Source organism: Microcoleus sp. D3_18_C4, from assembly GCF_036702355.1.
Lineage (GTDB): Bacteria > Cyanobacteriota > Cyanobacteriia > Cyanobacteriales > Microcoleaceae > Microcoleus.
The window spans coordinates 77,206-93,451 of record NZ_JAUBTF010000002.1 but is presented as its reverse complement, the minus strand read 5'-3'; the positions used below and the strand labels follow the sequence as shown (position 1 = coordinate 93,451).

The 16,246-nt window shown below is 45.4% G+C and carries 14 protein-coding genes; 5 read left to right on the top strand and 9 right to left on the bottom strand.

Features of this window, described 5'->3' with window-relative positions; all coding sequences use genetic code 11:
• The first annotated feature begins 214 nt into the window (after positions 1-214).
• Positions 215-487, top strand: coding sequence for a helix-turn-helix transcriptional regulator (locus QUA90_RS01325; RefSeq protein ID WP_333038831.1), 273 nt, complete (start codon positions 215-217; stop codon positions 485-487).
• 327 nt (positions 488-814) lie between these two features.
• Entirely contained in the window at positions 815-1,405 is a 591-nt protein-coding gene (locus tag QUA90_RS01320; protein ID WP_333084219.1) for a helix-turn-helix transcriptional regulator, read from the top strand.
• A gap of 112 nt (positions 1,406-1,517) precedes the next feature.
• Here QUA90_RS01320 and arfB read toward each other — a convergent pair whose 3' ends face one another.
• The 3 genes from arfB to gnd all read right to left on the bottom strand — a co-directional run bounded on the left by arfB (position 1,518) and on the right by gnd (position 4,072).
• On the bottom strand, positions 1,518-1,931 hold the full coding sequence (gene arfB, locus QUA90_RS01315) for an alternative ribosome rescue aminoacyl-tRNA hydrolase ArfB (RefSeq protein ID WP_333102661.1): 414 nt from the start codon (positions 1,929-1,931) through the stop codon (positions 1,518-1,520).
• 72 nt (positions 1,932-2,003) lie between these two features.
• Positions 2,004-2,474 carry a restriction endonuclease gene (locus QUA90_RS01310; RefSeq protein ID WP_333443482.1) on the bottom strand — a complete coding sequence of 157 codons (471 nt, stop codon included), beginning with the start codon at positions 2,472-2,474 and terminating at the stop codon, positions 2,004-2,006.
• A gap of 143 nt (positions 2,475-2,617) precedes the next feature.
• On the bottom strand, positions 2,618-4,072 hold the full coding sequence (gnd, locus tag QUA90_RS01305; RefSeq protein ID WP_333443480.1) for a decarboxylating NADP(+)-dependent phosphogluconate dehydrogenase: 1,455 nt from the start codon (positions 4,070-4,072) through the stop codon (positions 2,618-2,620).
• A 293-nt stretch (positions 4,073-4,365) separates the two neighbouring features.
• Here gnd and QUA90_RS01300 point away from each other — a divergent pair, with 293 nt between their 5' ends.
• Entirely contained in the window at positions 4,366-4,785 is a 420-nt protein-coding gene (locus QUA90_RS01300) for a hypothetical protein (protein ID WP_333443478.1), read from the top strand.
• Between the two features lie 129 nt (positions 4,786-4,914).
• Here QUA90_RS01300 and QUA90_RS01295 read toward each other — a convergent pair whose 3' ends face one another.
• From QUA90_RS01295 to QUA90_RS01270, 6 genes are all read right to left on the bottom strand, one after another.
• On the bottom strand, positions 4,915-5,511 hold the full coding sequence (locus QUA90_RS01295; protein ID WP_333443476.1) for a Uma2 family endonuclease: 597 nt from the start codon (positions 5,509-5,511) through the stop codon (positions 4,915-4,917).
• 474 nt (positions 5,512-5,985) lie between these two features.
• Positions 5,986-7,851: an ABC transporter ATP-binding protein gene (locus QUA90_RS01290; protein WP_333443474.1), complete on the bottom strand. Its 1,866-nt coding sequence runs from the start codon at positions 7,849-7,851 to the stop codon at positions 5,986-5,988.
• A gap of 69 nt (positions 7,852-7,920) precedes the next feature.
• Positions 7,921-9,438 (bottom strand): hypothetical protein, encoded by a 1,518-nt coding sequence (locus QUA90_RS01285; protein WP_333443472.1) that lies wholly within the window; start codon positions 9,436-9,438, stop codon positions 7,921-7,923.
• A gap of 165 nt (positions 9,439-9,603) precedes the next feature.
• Positions 9,604-11,964, bottom strand: coding sequence for a glycoside hydrolase family 31 protein (locus tag QUA90_RS01280; RefSeq protein WP_333443470.1), 2,361 nt, complete (start codon positions 11,962-11,964; stop codon positions 9,604-9,606).
• Positions 11,965-12,535: 571 nt separating this feature from the next.
• On the bottom strand, positions 12,536-12,895 hold the full coding sequence (locus QUA90_RS01275) for a group 1 truncated hemoglobin (RefSeq protein ID WP_333443468.1): 360 nt from the start codon (positions 12,893-12,895) through the stop codon (positions 12,536-12,538).
• Between the two features lie 180 nt (positions 12,896-13,075).
• Positions 13,076-13,297: a hypothetical protein gene (locus tag QUA90_RS01270; RefSeq protein WP_333443466.1), complete on the bottom strand. Its 222-nt coding sequence runs from the start codon at positions 13,295-13,297 to the stop codon at positions 13,076-13,078.
• Between the two features lie 245 nt (positions 13,298-13,542).
• Between QUA90_RS01270 and QUA90_RS01265 the strand changes: the two genes are divergently transcribed.
• A complete protein-coding gene (locus QUA90_RS01265) occupies positions 13,543-14,145 on the top strand; it encodes a 2OG-Fe(II) oxygenase (protein ID WP_333384492.1) in 603 nt (200 codons plus the stop codon).
• 111 nt (positions 14,146-14,256) lie between these two features.
• Positions 14,257-15,531, top strand: coding sequence for an alpha/beta hydrolase (locus tag QUA90_RS01260; protein ID WP_333443464.1), 1,275 nt, complete (start codon positions 14,257-14,259; stop codon positions 15,529-15,531).
• The last annotated feature ends 715 nt before the right edge of the window (positions 15,532-16,246 follow it).

Genomic DNA, 16,246 nt, shown 5'->3' with positions numbered 1-16,246 from the left:
CACGGAAGTTGTGCGATCGCAAAGGAGAAGTTTTGGTCTATATCTTTGATACAATTTTGAGTTGGGCTGTCTTGTGAGGTCGATCGACCTTTTACATGGCATCACCTCAAGGCGGTTATTCAAAACTGCAGGTTTTGGCTGTTCGGCCTGACCGACCAGCTTTTGTTCTGTCACTTGTGTCTCATTATGAGATGTCGATTTAAATTTGTCAAGTATGACATCTCAATTTGAGATTTATGTTACAATGTCATCAAGAAAAGAACGAAGACAGGAGGGCAATTCACCATTGGAAGCCCTAAGAATCAACAAAACAGACTTATCACAAGATGAGTTTGCTTTTAGATGCGGGATTCCCCGGGCCACGTATCATAGATGGATATCTGGAGCCACAGAACCAAAATTTTCTCTCTTTCAGTTGAAAGCTATTTGCCGAGAACTAAAAATAGAAAAAATCGATGAACTTCCAGAGAGCTTTGGGCCGAATTAGCAATTAAATTAAACCAACAGTTAAAAAATTATTACTGCTGATACAATTTTGAGTTGGGCTGTCTTGTGAGGTCGATCGACCTTTTACATAGCACCACCTCCTCGGCGTTGAGAAAAAAGGGGCTTGAGGTATGCGCCCAACCCCCGAAAATACGCTTGGGTATGCAAGCACAATTGATAGACGCTACAAATAAGGCAGTTCTTCAAACCTGCATTTTGACCTTGGAGGCTCGCCCGGTTGCCTTTGTTTTGCCTATCTACTAGCAGTTTAGTGCCAGATTTCAATTTTGTCAAGCACTATTTTGCTAGCAATTAACTGCTATAATTGATGGAAGCTAAAGATCAAGAAACCATAACCTTGAAAAACCTTAGAGAAAGTGCAAATTTGACCCAACCTGAACTTAGTCGTCGAATGGGGGTAGGAATTCGCATTATTGGCGATTGGGAACGAGGAGAATCCATTCCGCGCTTCGATCGCGTCATTGCTCTGGCGCGCGAGCTAGGCGTACCTCTAAAAACACTTGCTAGATGTATGGGATTAGACGTAGCCAAAATTCCCGATGACCTACAAGCATTAAGTGTACTTCATCTTTCGGCGGAGGTCAAGAAGCTAGAAGCCGTGAAACAAGCTTCATGTATTGTGGCAGAAAATTCGCAAGAAAAGGAAAAGTCTCCATTAAGGCTTCTCAGAGAACAAGCTGGTCTAACCCGCCCTCAAGTCAAACAACATATCGGCGTTTCTGAGCGGATGCAAGCTGACTGGGAATCAGGAAAGTCCCTGCCAACTGTTGAAAACGTAGCTGCACTGGCTAACCTGTACCAGGTTTCTCTAAAAACTATGTTTGAGCTTTTAGGATTAGACGTAACCAAAATTCCCGATGACTTACCAAGTCGTGAGCCCTCGCCGAACGACAACTAACCCGCAGGGGTTCGGAAATGTCTAGGGAAACGGGTTTGAGTCATGCACCCAAGCTCGGAAAATACTAAGGCTATAACTAAAAAGTCAAAAAGCCCGATCGACCTTTCATCGATCAATCCGTGACTTTCCCTCTCAAAGCTTTAATCTGCCCTCGCTTGGTTTTGCTGTCGAGACGCTTGCGCTGGGAACTACGAGTTGCTTTGCTGGGTTTGCGCCTTTTCGGTATGACGATCGCACTTTTAATCAGTTCTTGCAGCCGTCTCAAAGCCTCCTCCCGGTTTTGTTCCTGGCTGCGGTGTTCCTGGGCCTTGATGACAATCACACCTTCGGAGGTGATGCGCTGGTCGTTGATTTGCAACAAACGCTCCTTGTAGCGATCGGGCAATGAGGAAGCTGGGATATCAAAGCGCAAGTGAATCGCACTCGCCACCTTATTTACATTTTGCCCCCCCGCGCCTTGAGAGCGAATCGCACTAATCTCGATTTCGCCATCAGGAATGAACACAGTATTAGAAATTTGTAGCATGATGAATAAGTGAAATTAAAGATACTAAGAAAGCAGTGCATCTTTTATATATAACTTACTTTGGTAGATCAATTATTTACAATTCTTAGCTGTCAGGATGAATTCGATGAGTCTTTTTCTATCCCATAACTCTATGTCGTTAGATTCAGCAAGGTTGTAAGCATTTTCCGTAAATCTGTTGTTGGTGATGACTCTGCCTTTATTCCCTTTGTAATGTCTGACGGCTCCTGCTACTTCTTGAACTGCTTTAATACCAACTGGATTTTTGCTTCTTTTCGCTTGAACCACAGTTTTTGAGCCATCTTTGTATAAAATTAAATCCGCCCCATAATCTTGACTATCTTGAGTTAAATTAACACTATAACCAAAGTTTATAAAATAAAGATATAGAAAATTTTCAAACTCTTTTCCCGTCATTTCATCTACTTCCAGAATACCACTGTCTAATAAACGTTTTCTTGACTCTTCTTCTTTCAATGTATCCAATACCGATGTTGCAATCACACCGAAAACTGCAGCGGCTTTTACTATAAAAGGTTTCATAAAATTACATAGATTACTACAAACGACGCCATCGCTCTTTAACGACGAATATATTAAAAACTATCTCGAAAAAAAACGTCAAAACAATTTGCAACCCCAGAATAATTAGTAAGGTGCGCCGAAACGCACCCTACAAAAATTAATTAGTCCGTACTACCAGTTTGCAGCGACTCTTTAGCAGTCTGCGTCCACTCAGAGTGGAAGAATTCACCGCGCGGTTTGTCGGTGCGTTCGTAGGTGTGAGCCCCGAAATAATCCCGCTGAGCTTGCGTGAGGTTTTGCGGCAATCTTTCGCGCCGATAGCTGTCGAAATAGTCCAGCGAGGCGCTAAAGGCTGGCACTGCAATCCCCAGTTGGCAAGCAGTAGCTAACACGTCTCGCCAAGCTGATTGGCGATCGAGAATGCTCTGTTTGAACTCCGGCGCTAACAGCAAATTCGGCAGCGTGGGGTCGTCCTTGAAAGCTGTTTTAATCTTGTCTAAAAAGCCAGCCCGAATAATACAGCCACCTTTCCAAATTCGGGAAATTTCGCTCAAACTCAAGTCATAGTTGTACGACTTCGAGGCCGCGCTCAAAAGTGCCATACCTTGCGCGTAGGAGCAAATCTTCGAGCAGTAAAGCGCATCCCGAACTTTGTTCACAAACTCTTTAGTATCGCCTTCGTACTTGCCGCTAGGCCCCGTCAGTTCTTGGGAAGCTTTGACGCGCTCTGCTTTATAAGAAGACATGATTCTCGCATTCACAGCAGCGATAATTGTGGGAATGCTCACGCCCAATTCCAAAGCACTCATTACAGTCCAGCGGCCGGTACCTTTTTGCCCGGCTGCGTCCATAATTACCTCAACTAAGGGTTGCTTAGTTTCCGGGTCAATGTACTTGAAAATGTTAGCCGTAATTTCAATCAAAAACGAGTTGAGTTCGTCTGTTGTATTCCATTCGGCAAAAACTTCCTGCAATTGCTGGCCGTTCAATCCACCAACGTTTTTGAGCAAATCGTAGGCTTCAGCAATGAGCTGCATATCCCCGTACTCAATACCGTTGTGAACCATCTTCACGTAGTGGCCAGCGCCACCGGGGCCGATGAATGTGACGCAGGGGCCGTCATCTACTTGAGCGGCAATTTTGGTGAGAATTGGCTCTAGTAGACCGTAAGCAGTGCGGGTGCCACCGGGCATCAAGCTAGCACCATTCAGCGCGCCTTCTTCGCCGCCGCTGATGCCCATGCCGACAAATCCCAGTCCCATCGATTCTAAATCTTTGGTGCGCCGTTCGGTGTCGTCGTAGAGCGAGTTGCCCCCGTCAATAATCATGTCGCCCGGTGACAGCATGGGTTTGAGCTGGTCGATGACCGCATCTACGGGTTTCCCAGCTTGCACCATGACTAAGATTCGGCGTGGGGTTTCTAGGGCATCGACGAATTCTGTCAGAGTCTTGGCGGCTACAATGTTCTTGCCGGGGGCGCGTAGGGCCATGAAGTCGTCGGTTTTGGCTGCGGTGCGGTTGTATACAGCCACGGAGAAGCCTCTGCTTTCGACGTTGAGCGCTAGGTTTTCGCCCATCACTGCTAGACCGATTAAACCAAAATTTTGCTTTGTCATGCTAATAACCCGCTGGTTGTTCCCGCTTGATGATAGGTTTGCGAGAGAGGAAAGCGAGGCGGGGTGTACCGCTTTCCGGTGGACTAAAAGTATTGGACAATAGACCTAGGAGGTTTAGGTTTATTTTTATATTCTCAGAATTGCTGTTTGGTAAATCAGTAGGGTTTTTTTAAGATTTAAGGGATATTAATGACGCGGGCAGGTGATGATAAGGCAGGTATTATGTCGATCGCGGTAACGGTAGATACAAACAAGCGGACATTTTGAGGAAAATTGAGGAGACTGTTTTAACTATGGAAGATTTGCAGTATCTCGCGGCCTGGGTGAAGGAGCAACACGCTCGCGAGTATATTTTGACTTGGCTGCTGAGTCAACAGGGGCTGTGGTGGTCGGATGGGGATATTTATCAGGCCGTTTTGCAAAAGTCGGGAAAGCTTTTGAAAGCTTATGTTCAAAAAAGGCAAGCGGGAGAGTTATTTGAGGGAATTTCTGAGAAGTTGGTGGGAGATGATAATTGGGATGATTTGGTGCTGAGTTTAGGGCGAATTGTTGCTGTTTATCAAGAGGAATTGCTGAAGCTGCAAGAGCGCGATCGCCGGGGGGATGGGGTAAAAAAAAATTTGATTAGCCAACCGGTGACGGGAGATTCTTTGTCGCTTGAAGTGCAGCAAGCTTTGCCCGATCCTTACGGGGATACGTTGACGGGGAGATAATTGCTCATCATTTTTGTGGATGGAGGCTCATCTCAGAAACCGGGTTTCTTCCCTTATTTCTCGCACTCAACCCAAATTGTCGCAGAAACCCGGTTTCTCGCCACTTGGGCGACAGTTCTGGATCTAGATTCAAGGATTGAGAATAGGTGTAATATCTAGAAGAAATCCGGGAAGTACATCTTCACCCGAAAGTGTAGGCGGTTGGTCAAAAGAGAAATGAATAACTTCTGCTACCTCTTCAGACAAGCGATAGATTTCTACTAAAGGCGTTTGGGGGTCAATTAGCCAACCTAAGCGACAGCCGTTAGTTCGATAATACCGCATTTTAGCCCGCAAGGTTTCTAGGGAATCAGTTTGGGAACGCAATTCAATTACAAAGTCCGGGCACAGGGGAGGAAACCTGCGCTTATCTTCTGCAGATAATGCTTCCCAGCGTTCTCGGAGTACCCAAGAAACATCGGGAGAACGCTTCGCACCGTTAGGTAATTGAAAGACGGTGGAAGAGTCAAAGACTTTTCCTAATTGAGTCCGTTCATTCCACAAGCCGACTCGTAGGTTGAGATCGGAATTTCTGATGCCGCTTTCGCCGCCTGTTGGAGGCATAATAATTAGTTCTCCTTCGGGGGTTTGTTCTAATCGCCACTCTTCATTAGCGATGGACAATTGATAAAATTGTTCGTCGGTTAAAGCGACGGCTGCAGGTAGGTTGAGAGTTATAGTTTCCATCGTTGATATTATCGCCAACTAGGTTGGTTTTATTATAACTCGCACTTTCTGACAATTTTCTCAAAAAGATCGCACACTCAGAAACCGGGTTTCTTCCGATATTTCTCGTGCGAGGCGGAAAATTGTGGCAGAAACCCGGTTTCTCGCCACGCAGCTAATCCCAGGAACCGGGTTTCTTGCGATATTTCTCGTACTCAACTGAACATTGTCGCAGAAACTTGGTTTCTCACCACCTAACGAGAGAAATTAGAGCGCAAATCCGCGATAATTGATCACAATCACCCGCGCCAAATTCCCCACCCTAACCCACAAGTCCGCCGGGGGTTGAAAACCCCCGTCTCATAGCAAAAGTCCTCTCAAAGAGGACTGAAAGACACATTTTTGAACAAGCATTGCAATATCTCCCCAGTCGGTTGAAACCGACTTTCGCTATGAGACAGGGGTTTTAACCCCTGGCAGACTGTTTGTTTAACTCTAAATATAGCTGCTAGCTTGACGGGTGAACATTGAGCAGTAAATTCCGTTTGATGCTATCAATTCGTCGTGAGTTCCTATTTCTGCTATTTTACCGTTTTCCATGACGGCGATACGATCAGCAATTTTTGCTAATCCCAATCTGTGACTGATGACTATTGTTGTTTTCCCGGCGGCTATTTGGCGGAAGATGCTGTAAATTTCGTGTTCTGTCTTGGGGTCGAGGGCGGCGGTTGGTTCGTCAAAAATTAGCACTTCGGCTGTAGAAAGCCGCATTAAGGCGCGGGCGATCGCAATTCTTTGCCACTGTCCCCCCGATAAGTCTATGCCGTCTTCTAATTGTTTCCCCAACGGTGTCTCTAAACCTGCGGAAAGACTATTGACTTTTTCGCGAATTCCTGCTTCGGAAATAGCTTCGTTAATTGCGCTGTCATCTGAGAGTGAAAGCAAGTCGCCGAAACCGACGTTTTCGCGGACTGTGGAGGGGAAACGGGCGTAATCTTGCATGACGACTGCGATGCGCGATCGCACGTATGCTAGAGAGTACGATCGCAAATCTTTGCCGTTCCAGTCGATCGTACCACTTGTCGGGTCGTACAGGCGGCCGAGGAGTTTGCCAAGGGTTGTTTTACCCGCGCCATTTTCACCAACAAGCACTAGCATTTCACCCGGATTAATCGTTAAGTTGATATCTTCAACGGTGCTTTTATTGCTACCGGGATAGCAGAAAGATAGATGCTTAATCTCGATGCCAATTTTATCTTTTGTGGGGCGGGCATCTTGCTCGCCATCTGGTAAACTAGGCAGGCGAGATGCTACATCTCCAAGCGGAGACTGCAATTCTGGTTTGAGTTCCAAAAGTTGAAAAATCGGACTAACGCTGAGTGAGATATCGTACAAATTAGTAGAAGTGCTAATCAGCATCTGCAAACTTTGCTTTACTTGGACAATCAAACCAGAATAGAGCGCTAAATCGCCCAAAGTATAGCGACCACCCAAAGCTCCCATTACTACATAAATAAATGGCAAAGCCACTCCGATTCTACTAAACATCGACCAGAAAAGTACAACAAAAGCTCCTTTTTTTCGGATTTGCTGCATCTCGCTAAAAAATTGCAAAAACTGCTCCTGCCAGCGTTTGAGCCAAAGTTCCTGCAAGCCAAACAAACGCAATTCTTTAGCATATTCTTCGGCAGTCAATACTCTAGCGGATAAGTTCATTTCGCGGCTGATTTTAGCTTGCTTTCTTTGAACTCTCCAGATGATTCTGCTATATTTTCTTTGGGTATAAATTGAGGGAGATGAGGAGATTAACATCAGCAATGGCACCCACCAAGCTATTGCAGCAGCAAGGCCTATCGATGGAATAAATATAAAAATTCCCGTGATGGTCATGCTGATGGTAAATGCTAGTTGCTGTATTTTGGATACTCCGCTTTTTGCTAGTTCTACTATATTTAATAGTTCCGGGTTTTCAAAGAGGGCAATATCGTCGAAATTCGCGACTTTTTCGAGGACTTTTCCTTCGACAAAGCCTTGAACGCGATCGCGCAAAGATGTCGCGACAAAAGAGTTCATTGTGTCTAGGGCATCGCCGACTAACTTGAGACTTAAGACTCCGCCAATACTCCACAGCAAGATTGGCCGGGAAAGCATCAAAGCAAAGGGCTGTGCTGTTTGGGTTTGCGACAGCAACCGAGATACTTCATCAATGATTAATTTATCTAAAAATAGGACGGCAGAGGGGGCAGCACCGCTGATAATGTTGAGTATTATTAAATTGCGGAGTTCTATTGGTGCGGCTTTGATTATCAGGCCCAGGCTGCGCCACAAAGCTTGGAATGTGGTAATTTGGATCGGTTGCATTATTTGTGGGTAGGTGTCGGGTCTAGTCATCCCCGGACGGTATATTGTAACAAAGAAAATCCTACGTTGTCAGTAGTAACTTTTCTCTTCACTTCTGTCAGGAATACCAAGGCGCTGATATAGTTCTTTTTGCTTAGGATAGAGGAAACAATCTTTAAAAGTTTTGCGAGTTTGTGAAGCCAACTCCTTTAACACACTATTAAAAGTTTTGTGTTTTAAATCTTGAAGCACTTGAGATAAGTGAATGCCCGCTGCTAGATGAGGCTGCAAACGTTCTAGCTCACCAATTGAGAGTATTTGCCAATCTAGATTGACGATTTGTTGCTTTTTCAATAACTCATTTATGTGAGCGCGAAAATCATCACTATTAATTAAATACATCTCTTCATGAGTAACTAACACTGGCATAAATCTGCTGCATTCATGAAATTCATCTAGATTACTTGCTCGGGCTTGGCAGGCTTTGATAAAGGTATCAATTTGTATTAAACCTTTTATGACTTGTTTCAAACTATCATTGATCGCCTCTTCAGATGAGATAGTTTGAGCAGCTAATGTAAATTTGGTTGCTTTACACTCCAAAACTATCGCTACGCTACCATCAATAATTGCATAATCAGGAGATTTTGATTGATTACCAAGGTCTAAGTCGCGTATGTCAATATTTTTTTGTGAAGTAATAGAGTTATTTAATATAAGTTTTAAATACTCTTCTAAAACATATCCAAAATAATCAGAAAACTTGTTTTTCAATTTATTAAATAGTTGATAATATATACCGATAGACATTTTATCATCAATTAAACCAGGCAGTGGAGCGCACATAAAGTCTTGTCCCACATTTCCAAAACCGCAAGGAAATACTAGGGGATATGTCCGCAGAGGATTAAAATCATACATTCTAAATCTACGATCGGTGTTTTTACGCTTGTCATACAAGGTTTTAATTTTAACTTGATCGCCTGCTAACTGGTAAACTGCCTGAGAGATAGCTTTATCATCAAGAAGACTAATACCTTGTGAGCGCAGTTTTTCAAACCAGTTTAAGGAGAACGAAAAATTATTTCTTGCAACTGCAGATGCTGCGAATCCAATATTGATAAATTCAGGTATAGAAATTCCATTAATAATTAAAAATTCTTTGTGTATATCGAATTTTGGAATACCTGCCTTACCTACTAAACTATTGGGAATCTCATGGTAAAGTAAGATAGGTCTTGAAAATTGACTGAATTCACTAACCTCAAATGGAAATTGGCTACAGGCTAATCTCAACATCACAAAAGCGGGATTAGAACCCATAAAATTATTCTCTAACTCTTGGTCAAAGGTTATAGGATCGGCTAGTAAGTAATCAGAAACAAGTCTTCTAATTGTATTAAGGTTTAGTAAGTTATAGTTTTGGCTTACTATGCTAGGCTCGGAAAATCTAATAGCAAATAGGGCAACTCCCGCAGCTATAAAGGGACGCAAGCTATCTTTTATTTCATAGAGAGAGTACAAAACATCACCTAGCCTGTATTTGCTAATTTCCTGACGAATCTTGAGTTCAAGTTTATCTAAATCATCCAAGGTGTTAATTTCCATTTTTTTAGTTTTGCTGTACTTGCTGATGAATTCGATCGCACCAAACCGGAATCACAGGCTGACCAGATTTTCAGGATACGATCGCCCTTTCCATCTCAAACTCTGCCAGATCGAGCGATCGCCCTGAATCCATCCCACCACAGCATAAACCGCTTTATGCCAAAGTTATCCAAATGTCAAACGCCGCACCGTACCGTCATCTGTAAATCGCTGTTCGCCAACGCCAACAACTTCCACAATAACTTCGCGTTCTGATATCAAAAATTGACCCTCGCGCGCGGCAATTTCAACGATGATTTTTTCCCCTTCCAAATACACTTTGTAATTACTCGTTGCCCACGCACCTTTTTCATGTTCAAAACTGTGTCCGTCGTCCTCATAAAGCGTCCATTCACCGCTTCCGGGCCAAATTCGCATTTTCAATGAATCAAGCGGTTCTTCGCTGACAAATTGCCTCACAGGTGCGATCGCAATTATGCCCCCACTCCGCACGTAGAGCGGCATTCTCTCCAAAGGTGCATAAGCTAAAATGTGCGTCGGGCCCTGATAGCATTCGCCCGTCCACCAATCGTACCAAGTACCCGTCGGCAAATACACAGCCCGATGCTCAACTCCCGGCCGGTAAACAGGTGCAGCCATCAGCGACGGGCCGAGTAATACTTGATCGTAAAGGTGATAAGTTGCCCGATCGCGCGGAAAGTGATACAGTAGCGGTCGCAAAATCGGTGTTCCCGTCCTCGCAGCTTCCCAAAACAACGTATAAATATAAGGCAACAACTGATAGCGCAAGTTGATGTATTCGCGGCAAATCTTCTCAGTGCGATCGCCAAAAACCCACGGTTCGTGCTGCGCCGTACTCATCGCCGAATGACCGCGCATCAAGGGATACAGCATCCCCACCTGCATCCACCGCGCGAACAGTTCAGCCGTTGCATTCCCCGCAAAGCCGCCGATGTCGCAACCGACAAACGCCACGCCGGAAAGCCCCATATTGCAAAGCATTGGTAGCGACATTTCTAAGTGTTCCCACTGCGATTGATTGTCGCCCATCCACACCGACGAGTAACGCTGAACGCCCGCAAAACCCGATCGCGTCAGCACAAAAGATCGATCGCCCGATCGCAATTTTTGCAACCCCTCAGCACAAGCTTTCGCCATCATTAAACCGTACAAATTGTGCGTTTGGGCGTGGGTAGCGCGATCGGATTCCGGGCCTTGCGGTGCATCCAGGGGAAAGCTGATGTGTTCGCCGCCGTCACCAAAAGGCCGTTCGGCGATCGCAGGTTCGTTCATATCGTTCCAAATCCCCGCAATCCCAACATCTGTCAGAGTTTTGTGCAATTCGCCCCACCACTGGCGCACCTCCGGCCGCAGGAAGTCGGGAAACACCGCTTTGTCCGGCCAAACGTAACCGTGGAATAGCTTTCCCTCTGCGGTGCGGACGAAATAGTCATTCTCCACACCGCGATCGAATATTTCATAATCTGCTTCCGGTTCGTACTTGACACCGGGATCGACAATCGTGACAACCTTAAAACCCGCTGCTTTCAAGTCTGCGATCAGTTTCGCGGGATCGGGGAAACGCTTTGGGCTCCAGGTAAAAACGCGGTAGCCGCGCATATAGTCGATGTCGAGGTGGATGACATCGCAGGGAATCGCCCGATCGCGAAATTCCTTGGCCAACTCGCGCACAATGTCCTCTGATTCGTAGCTCCAGCGGCATTGGTGGTATCCCAGCGCCCATTTTGGCGGAAGCGGCATCCGGCCGGTTAACTGCGTGTAGGTGGCGATAATTTGGGCGGGTTCCGGGCCGTAAATGATGTAGTAGTCGAGTTCCGGGCCTCTGGTTTCCATCCGCAAAACCCCCGGTTGTTCGGCGCCGATATCGAATTGACTCCAAAATGTAGTGTTGAAAAAAATGCCGTAAGCGCGATCGGGATTCAGGGCGATGTAAAATGCGATCGCCTGGTACATTTCATCGGTGAGGGAATTGTAGTCGAGGGAGTCGGTTGTCCAGTTTGTCTTGACTTCGGAGAGTTTGTCGAGAAAGCCGGTGCGTTCGCCGAAACCGTAGAAGTGCTCGTCTGCTTCGATGCGCTTCCAGCCTGCGGTTGCGCCGGTGCGCCATCCCATACTGGGATCGCAGTCGCTAGCAAAGGGTTTTCCCGATTTGTCAAAGCATTCGATGGAAGTGCGATCGCGCTTTACGGAAATCAATATTTGTGCGGTTTCAATTTCTATTTTTTCGTCTGTTTCTCGCACTTCAAATGGTGTAATTTCCCACTCTTCGTCAGGGACTGTTATTGAGTGCGATCGGCTTTTGAATTCACCCGTCGGGGACATTCGCACTCGGATTAAATTCGGGGCGAGGATGCTGATGTTTAGGGAAGTTTCGCCGCAATTAAAGTGAAAGGTGCGTGAAGCGCAGTTATCCCGTAGGGAATCGGTTTTATTTATGGATTCTACCGAACCGATTGTTGACCAAGGCTGTTCGGTTTTTTGAAGTTTTCCGAAGTATTGCGGCATATACGATTTGGTAATTGGTAATTTGCAATTGGTAAACCGATCGTGCAATCCGCACTTAACTACCGTCATCTAGCTAAAGGATGAATATAACTTCTCAGCATTTCCAGAAAATTAACAAATGCGATAAAATATACTTCAGCAATACCGTGGCTAGCCGAATAAGCTACTATAAAAAATGAAACAGGTATCCATAAACCAAGTCAAAAATAACTGACACATTGCACCTTATCAATCCGGCTTTATGAACAGGCAAGATCCCTGTTCTACAAGAAAGTTTAGTCTTTGTGGAACAGGCATCTTGCCTGTTCTTGATAACGGTGCAAGATGTCAGAAATAACTTAAATCCGCGACTATATCTATCGCGCGATTGCTTCCCAAAACTCCTACGGGATACTGATTAAATAACTCTAGCAATGCTCGCATTAATTGTGAACTCTTCTCTTCCTTCGCCTCGAAAGCGGTTCATTATATCCGGCAAAAAACAAAGTGGAGCTTTCGCTGCACAATTACGAAATCTCCACTTTTATCACTATTCTAGTGGCTGCAAAAACCCTCTTGACTTCACTCTATCTTACTTGTACAAAATAGCATCTTTCAAAGTCGCGACCTTAGCTAGCGCTGCTTCGAGATCCTCTTGGGATGCGCCGTGGGCAACTATTGCATCGGTCAAATGCTTCACAATTGCATCAAAGTGTTCAGGCTGTAAATTCAAACCTGCGTGTGCTTTTTCCATTGAACGGCCTGAGTATTGCTCGGTGCCGCCGAGGGCATAAGAGATAAAAGCAGTTTGATGGTGGCGCTGCTTTTCCATATCTGTATGATCGAAGAAGTGGCTCACTATCTCGTCAGCCAAAACATCGCGGTAAAAATCATCTACCATGTCTTTAATGGCTGGTTCTCCACCCATTTTTTCGTACAATGTTGTTGGCATATCGTTTCAGCGACTTGTTTTTTTTTCACTTACTCTTTAATTATAGCTGGCAGCTTGGCTTTTTTCACCCGGTGAAATATTAATTTAATCTAAAATAATTACTTAGTAACTGTTGCGACTGCTGGTATTTTTTAGACCACCCTCTATGTGTAAACTTTTTTATTAACGTTCGATCGCCAGTTAGATATTGTCGATCGCCCTCCCAGCATTTTGACCTAATGCACGGATTGCTTGTTTTAGCAAGATGTTTCCTATACAACACCAACAGCCATCGGTTTTAAAGCTAGCAAACTCAATAAATCGGTGAGAAAACAGCGGCCGGATGCGATCGCCAAAATTAGGCTCGCCCCTGCAATTGGACAAGTTAAAATAAATGGGCGATCGGCTGCCCAGCGGCATCATGTATAATGGAATTGCAAATATAATCGAATCACCACAACGCTCGCCTGTATACTGATATTCTGCCGTTTCTCGTCGGTTTTGACACTTCCGGGCGATCGCCCGCAGCTAAGAAAAACCTTTAACTTAAGTACGCGGACACAAATAAACATTATTATGTCATTGCGCGGAACCAAGCAATCCCAAGTAGGAGCGATTGCTGCATTTCTATCTGCTGTTTCCTTAAACTTTGATGATTTTTGAGTGCCTTGAAATACTATAGCCAACATCCTAACGCTTTCTCGATCGACTACCTCAACGACTTGCGAGGAGGAATTCTAGCCTCCCCTTATCTAGCAATCAACAACCTCAATCGCGATTTCATTGGCACAAAAGGGTTTTCCGTGGTGTTTCAACGTTCGGAAATCGCCGAAGTAGAACGGCGCTTCCCTTTGTTCAAACCCTATCTAGACCAAGCATTACTGCCTGAATGCAATGCTTTTTACCTCAACCCTTTGTTGCTGGGTGAAGGTTCCCGCGTCGATCCGCATATCGATCGATCTTTGCGATCGTACTGCAAAACTGTTGAACCTCCCGCAGCCGTCAGCGTTTTATACGTACAAGTGCCGCCGAACTTGCAAGGGGGAGAGTTGATACTGCGGCGCAACAAACAGCAAGTCGGGCAGATTAAGCCACAAGCCAACTCGCTGATCTATTTTCAAGGAGATTTGACTCACTCTGTCAACGCTGTTAAAAGTAGCGGAACTCGTTTGAGTTTGGTTTGCGAACAGTACAGTTTGAGCGAAACAGAACTGCAAGATATTCCAGGATTCACAGTGGAATCTAGGGCCGTAAAAGCAAAAAGCAAGTAAGGTTTATTCGCTCCTGGGCGGGTGATAAATTCAGAACACGCTTAACCAGCCGCTTGCATCAAGGGGTTCAATCACCGCCAACTTATGTGCTAGGAGATTATCCATAATCCGATGATCCACAAGAAGAAACGCAAAAAGTTACTTTTATTGGCAGCATTCTTAGTCTCGCCATTTATTTCTTGGTTCCTGAGTGCGATCGCCCTATTTCTCAGCCTGTGGGTCATCATACCAGCACCCACGATGTTCCTGTACCCTTTGGCGGTGGGAGCACCAGAAATCAGTCCTTGGTTGGTTGGTATCAATACGATCGCCCTTCTGCTGAACCTGCTCAGACGGCATCAAGGCAAAGTCTACATTATTTTACTCATTTGTAACCTGTTCGCCCTCATCCTGGGCCTGCTACCCCTGATTCAGTTCCCCGCAGCCAATGCAGCCATAGCTACCCAAATGCAAGCAGTTTTAGGGGAAAACTATTTAGCAGCCGTTCCTCAAGCCGATCGCGCGCAGCTACGCCCTCAACCGTTTATCCTAGCAGATGCGTTCCGAGGAATTCCCATCAGAGACGTTAGGATCGATCGGGCTATTGTATTTGCCAACCCTGACGGAGTTTCACTGCAACTAAACCTTTACCGGCCGATGCAAATTGGCAAATATCCGGCGATTATCACGCTCTACGGGGGAGCTTGGCAGAGAGGCAATGCCGATGCCAATGAGGAATTCAGCCGCTATATGGCCGCTCAAGGCTATTGTGTGGTTGCAATTGATTACCGCCACGCTCCCAAGTATCGATTTCCTGCTCAGCTTGACGACGTACAAGCCGCTCTTTCCTATATCAAAACTCATGCTGGTGATTGGTCCATCGATCGAGATCGAATTGCTCTGATGGGAAGATCAGCAGGTGCCCATTTAGCAATGCTAACTGCTTATGATTCTAGTGTGCTTCCAGTTCGAGCAGTGGTGAACTATTACGGGCCAAATGACCTGATTCGGGGATACAATGACCCACCTTTTCCTGATGCCATAAATGTTCGAGCCGTCTTGCGTGCCTTTCTGGGAGGAACCCCAGACGAACTCAACGAGCTTTACCGTCGGGCTTCTCCCATCAATTATATTAAACCGAATCTTCCCCCTTCTCTCCTGGTTTATGCAGGTCGCGACCATATCGTTCAGCCCAAGTTTGGTCGATCGCTCTACCAACGATTGCGAGCCACGGGCGATTCCCTACGGGATAGCTTCGCTTCACGGGCTATTTTGCTCGAAATTCCTTGGGCTGAACACGCCTTTGATGCAGTTTTTAATGGGCCGAGCAATCAATTAGCTTTGTACTACACAGAACGCTTTTTGGCTCATGCTCTGAAGTCTTCGGATTACCAAGGAGTTAAATAAAACTTGAAAATTTACTCATTTCTGCTCCACAAACGGCGTCTCAAACTGTCTGAAGTCTTGCTCTAAATCTCTTCATTTTAAATTCATAGAAATTCCCCTTCCTGCGCCGAGAAAGTTGTGTGGCGCTGCTGAATCAAAGCTTACCCCGCCAGAGGTGTGGTCATCACGGGGGGATTGCCCCTACAAATTTCATACCCGAATTCAGCAAGGTCAAAGCGAGATCCTTTTCTTGCCACACTATATAGCAATCCTCGCATCATTTGTGAATCTCTTACTCCCTCCCCTTGATAAGGGGAGGGTTGGGGTGGGGTAAAAAGTTTACGACTCGTGCAAGGATTGCTATAGTATCCCTAGGTAAGTCCTGTAAATGTACGATCGCCCTTAGTTTGAGCGCCCCGCGTCCTGTTACACTGAAACCCTGCGGTTGTGTGCGCTTGGTGCGATCGACCTTTCTGAAAAAAACATAAAATTCTGTAGCCTACAATACATTTATTTGGTTAATGATTGTTTAAACTCTCCAAGTGTAGATTGTGTACTCTCCATAATTCTCCAAAACTCCTAAACGAGTGCGTTGTTTGCTGGACTGCGATTTATCGATCGTCGAACCGTTAAAAACCATAAGTAGTTTTGACCTGAATTCATCGGAATTGATTCGCACAAAATTTTTGAGCTGACCAGGGTGAAGATTAATTACTAAATTTGTGCAGTGCAGACA

Bases quoted from the DNA above. Each gene is read 5' to 3' on its own strand.
- QUA90_RS01325 (WP_333038831.1), top strand. From the start codon at position 215: ATGACATCTCAATTTGAGATTTATGTTACAATGTCATCAAGAAAAGAA.
- QUA90_RS01300 (WP_333443478.1), top strand. From the start codon at position 4,366: ATGGAAGATTTGCAGTATCTCGCGGCCTGGGTGAAGGAGCAACACGCT.
- QUA90_RS01310 (WP_333443482.1), bottom strand. From the start codon at position 2,474: ATGAAACCTTTTATAGTAAAAGCCGCTGCAGTTTTCGGTGTGATTGCA.
- arfB (WP_333102661.1), bottom strand. From the start codon at position 1,931: ATGCTACAAATTTCTAATACTGTGTTCATTCCTGATGGCGAAATCGAG.
- QUA90_RS01320 (WP_333084219.1), top strand. From the start codon at position 815: ATGGAAGCTAAAGATCAAGAAACCATAACCTTGAAAAACCTTAGAGAA.
- QUA90_RS01280 (WP_333443470.1), bottom strand. From the start codon at position 11,964: ATGCCGCAATACTTCGGAAAACTTCAAAAAACCGAACAGCCTTGGTCA.
- QUA90_RS01295 (WP_333443476.1), bottom strand. From the start codon at position 5,511: ATGGAAACTATAACTCTCAACCTACCTGCAGCCGTCGCTTTAACCGAC.
- QUA90_RS01270 (WP_333443466.1), bottom strand. From the start codon at position 13,297: ATGATGCCGCTGGGCAGCCGATCGCCCATTTATTTTAACTTGTCCAAT.
- QUA90_RS01290 (WP_333443474.1), bottom strand. From the start codon at position 7,851: ATGCAACCGATCCAAATTACCACATTCCAAGCTTTGTGGCGCAGCCTG.
- gnd (WP_333443480.1), bottom strand. From the start codon at position 4,072: ATGACAAAGCAAAATTTTGGTTTAATCGGTCTAGCAGTGATGGGCGAA.
- QUA90_RS01275 (WP_333443468.1), bottom strand. From the start codon at position 12,895: ATGCCAACAACATTGTACGAAAAAATGGGTGGAGAACCAGCCATTAAA.
- QUA90_RS01260 (WP_333443464.1), top strand. From the start codon at position 14,257: ATGATCCACAAGAAGAAACGCAAAAAGTTACTTTTATTGGCAGCATTC.
- QUA90_RS01285 (WP_333443472.1), bottom strand. From the start codon at position 9,438: ATGGAAATTAACACCTTGGATGATTTAGATAAACTTGAACTCAAGATT.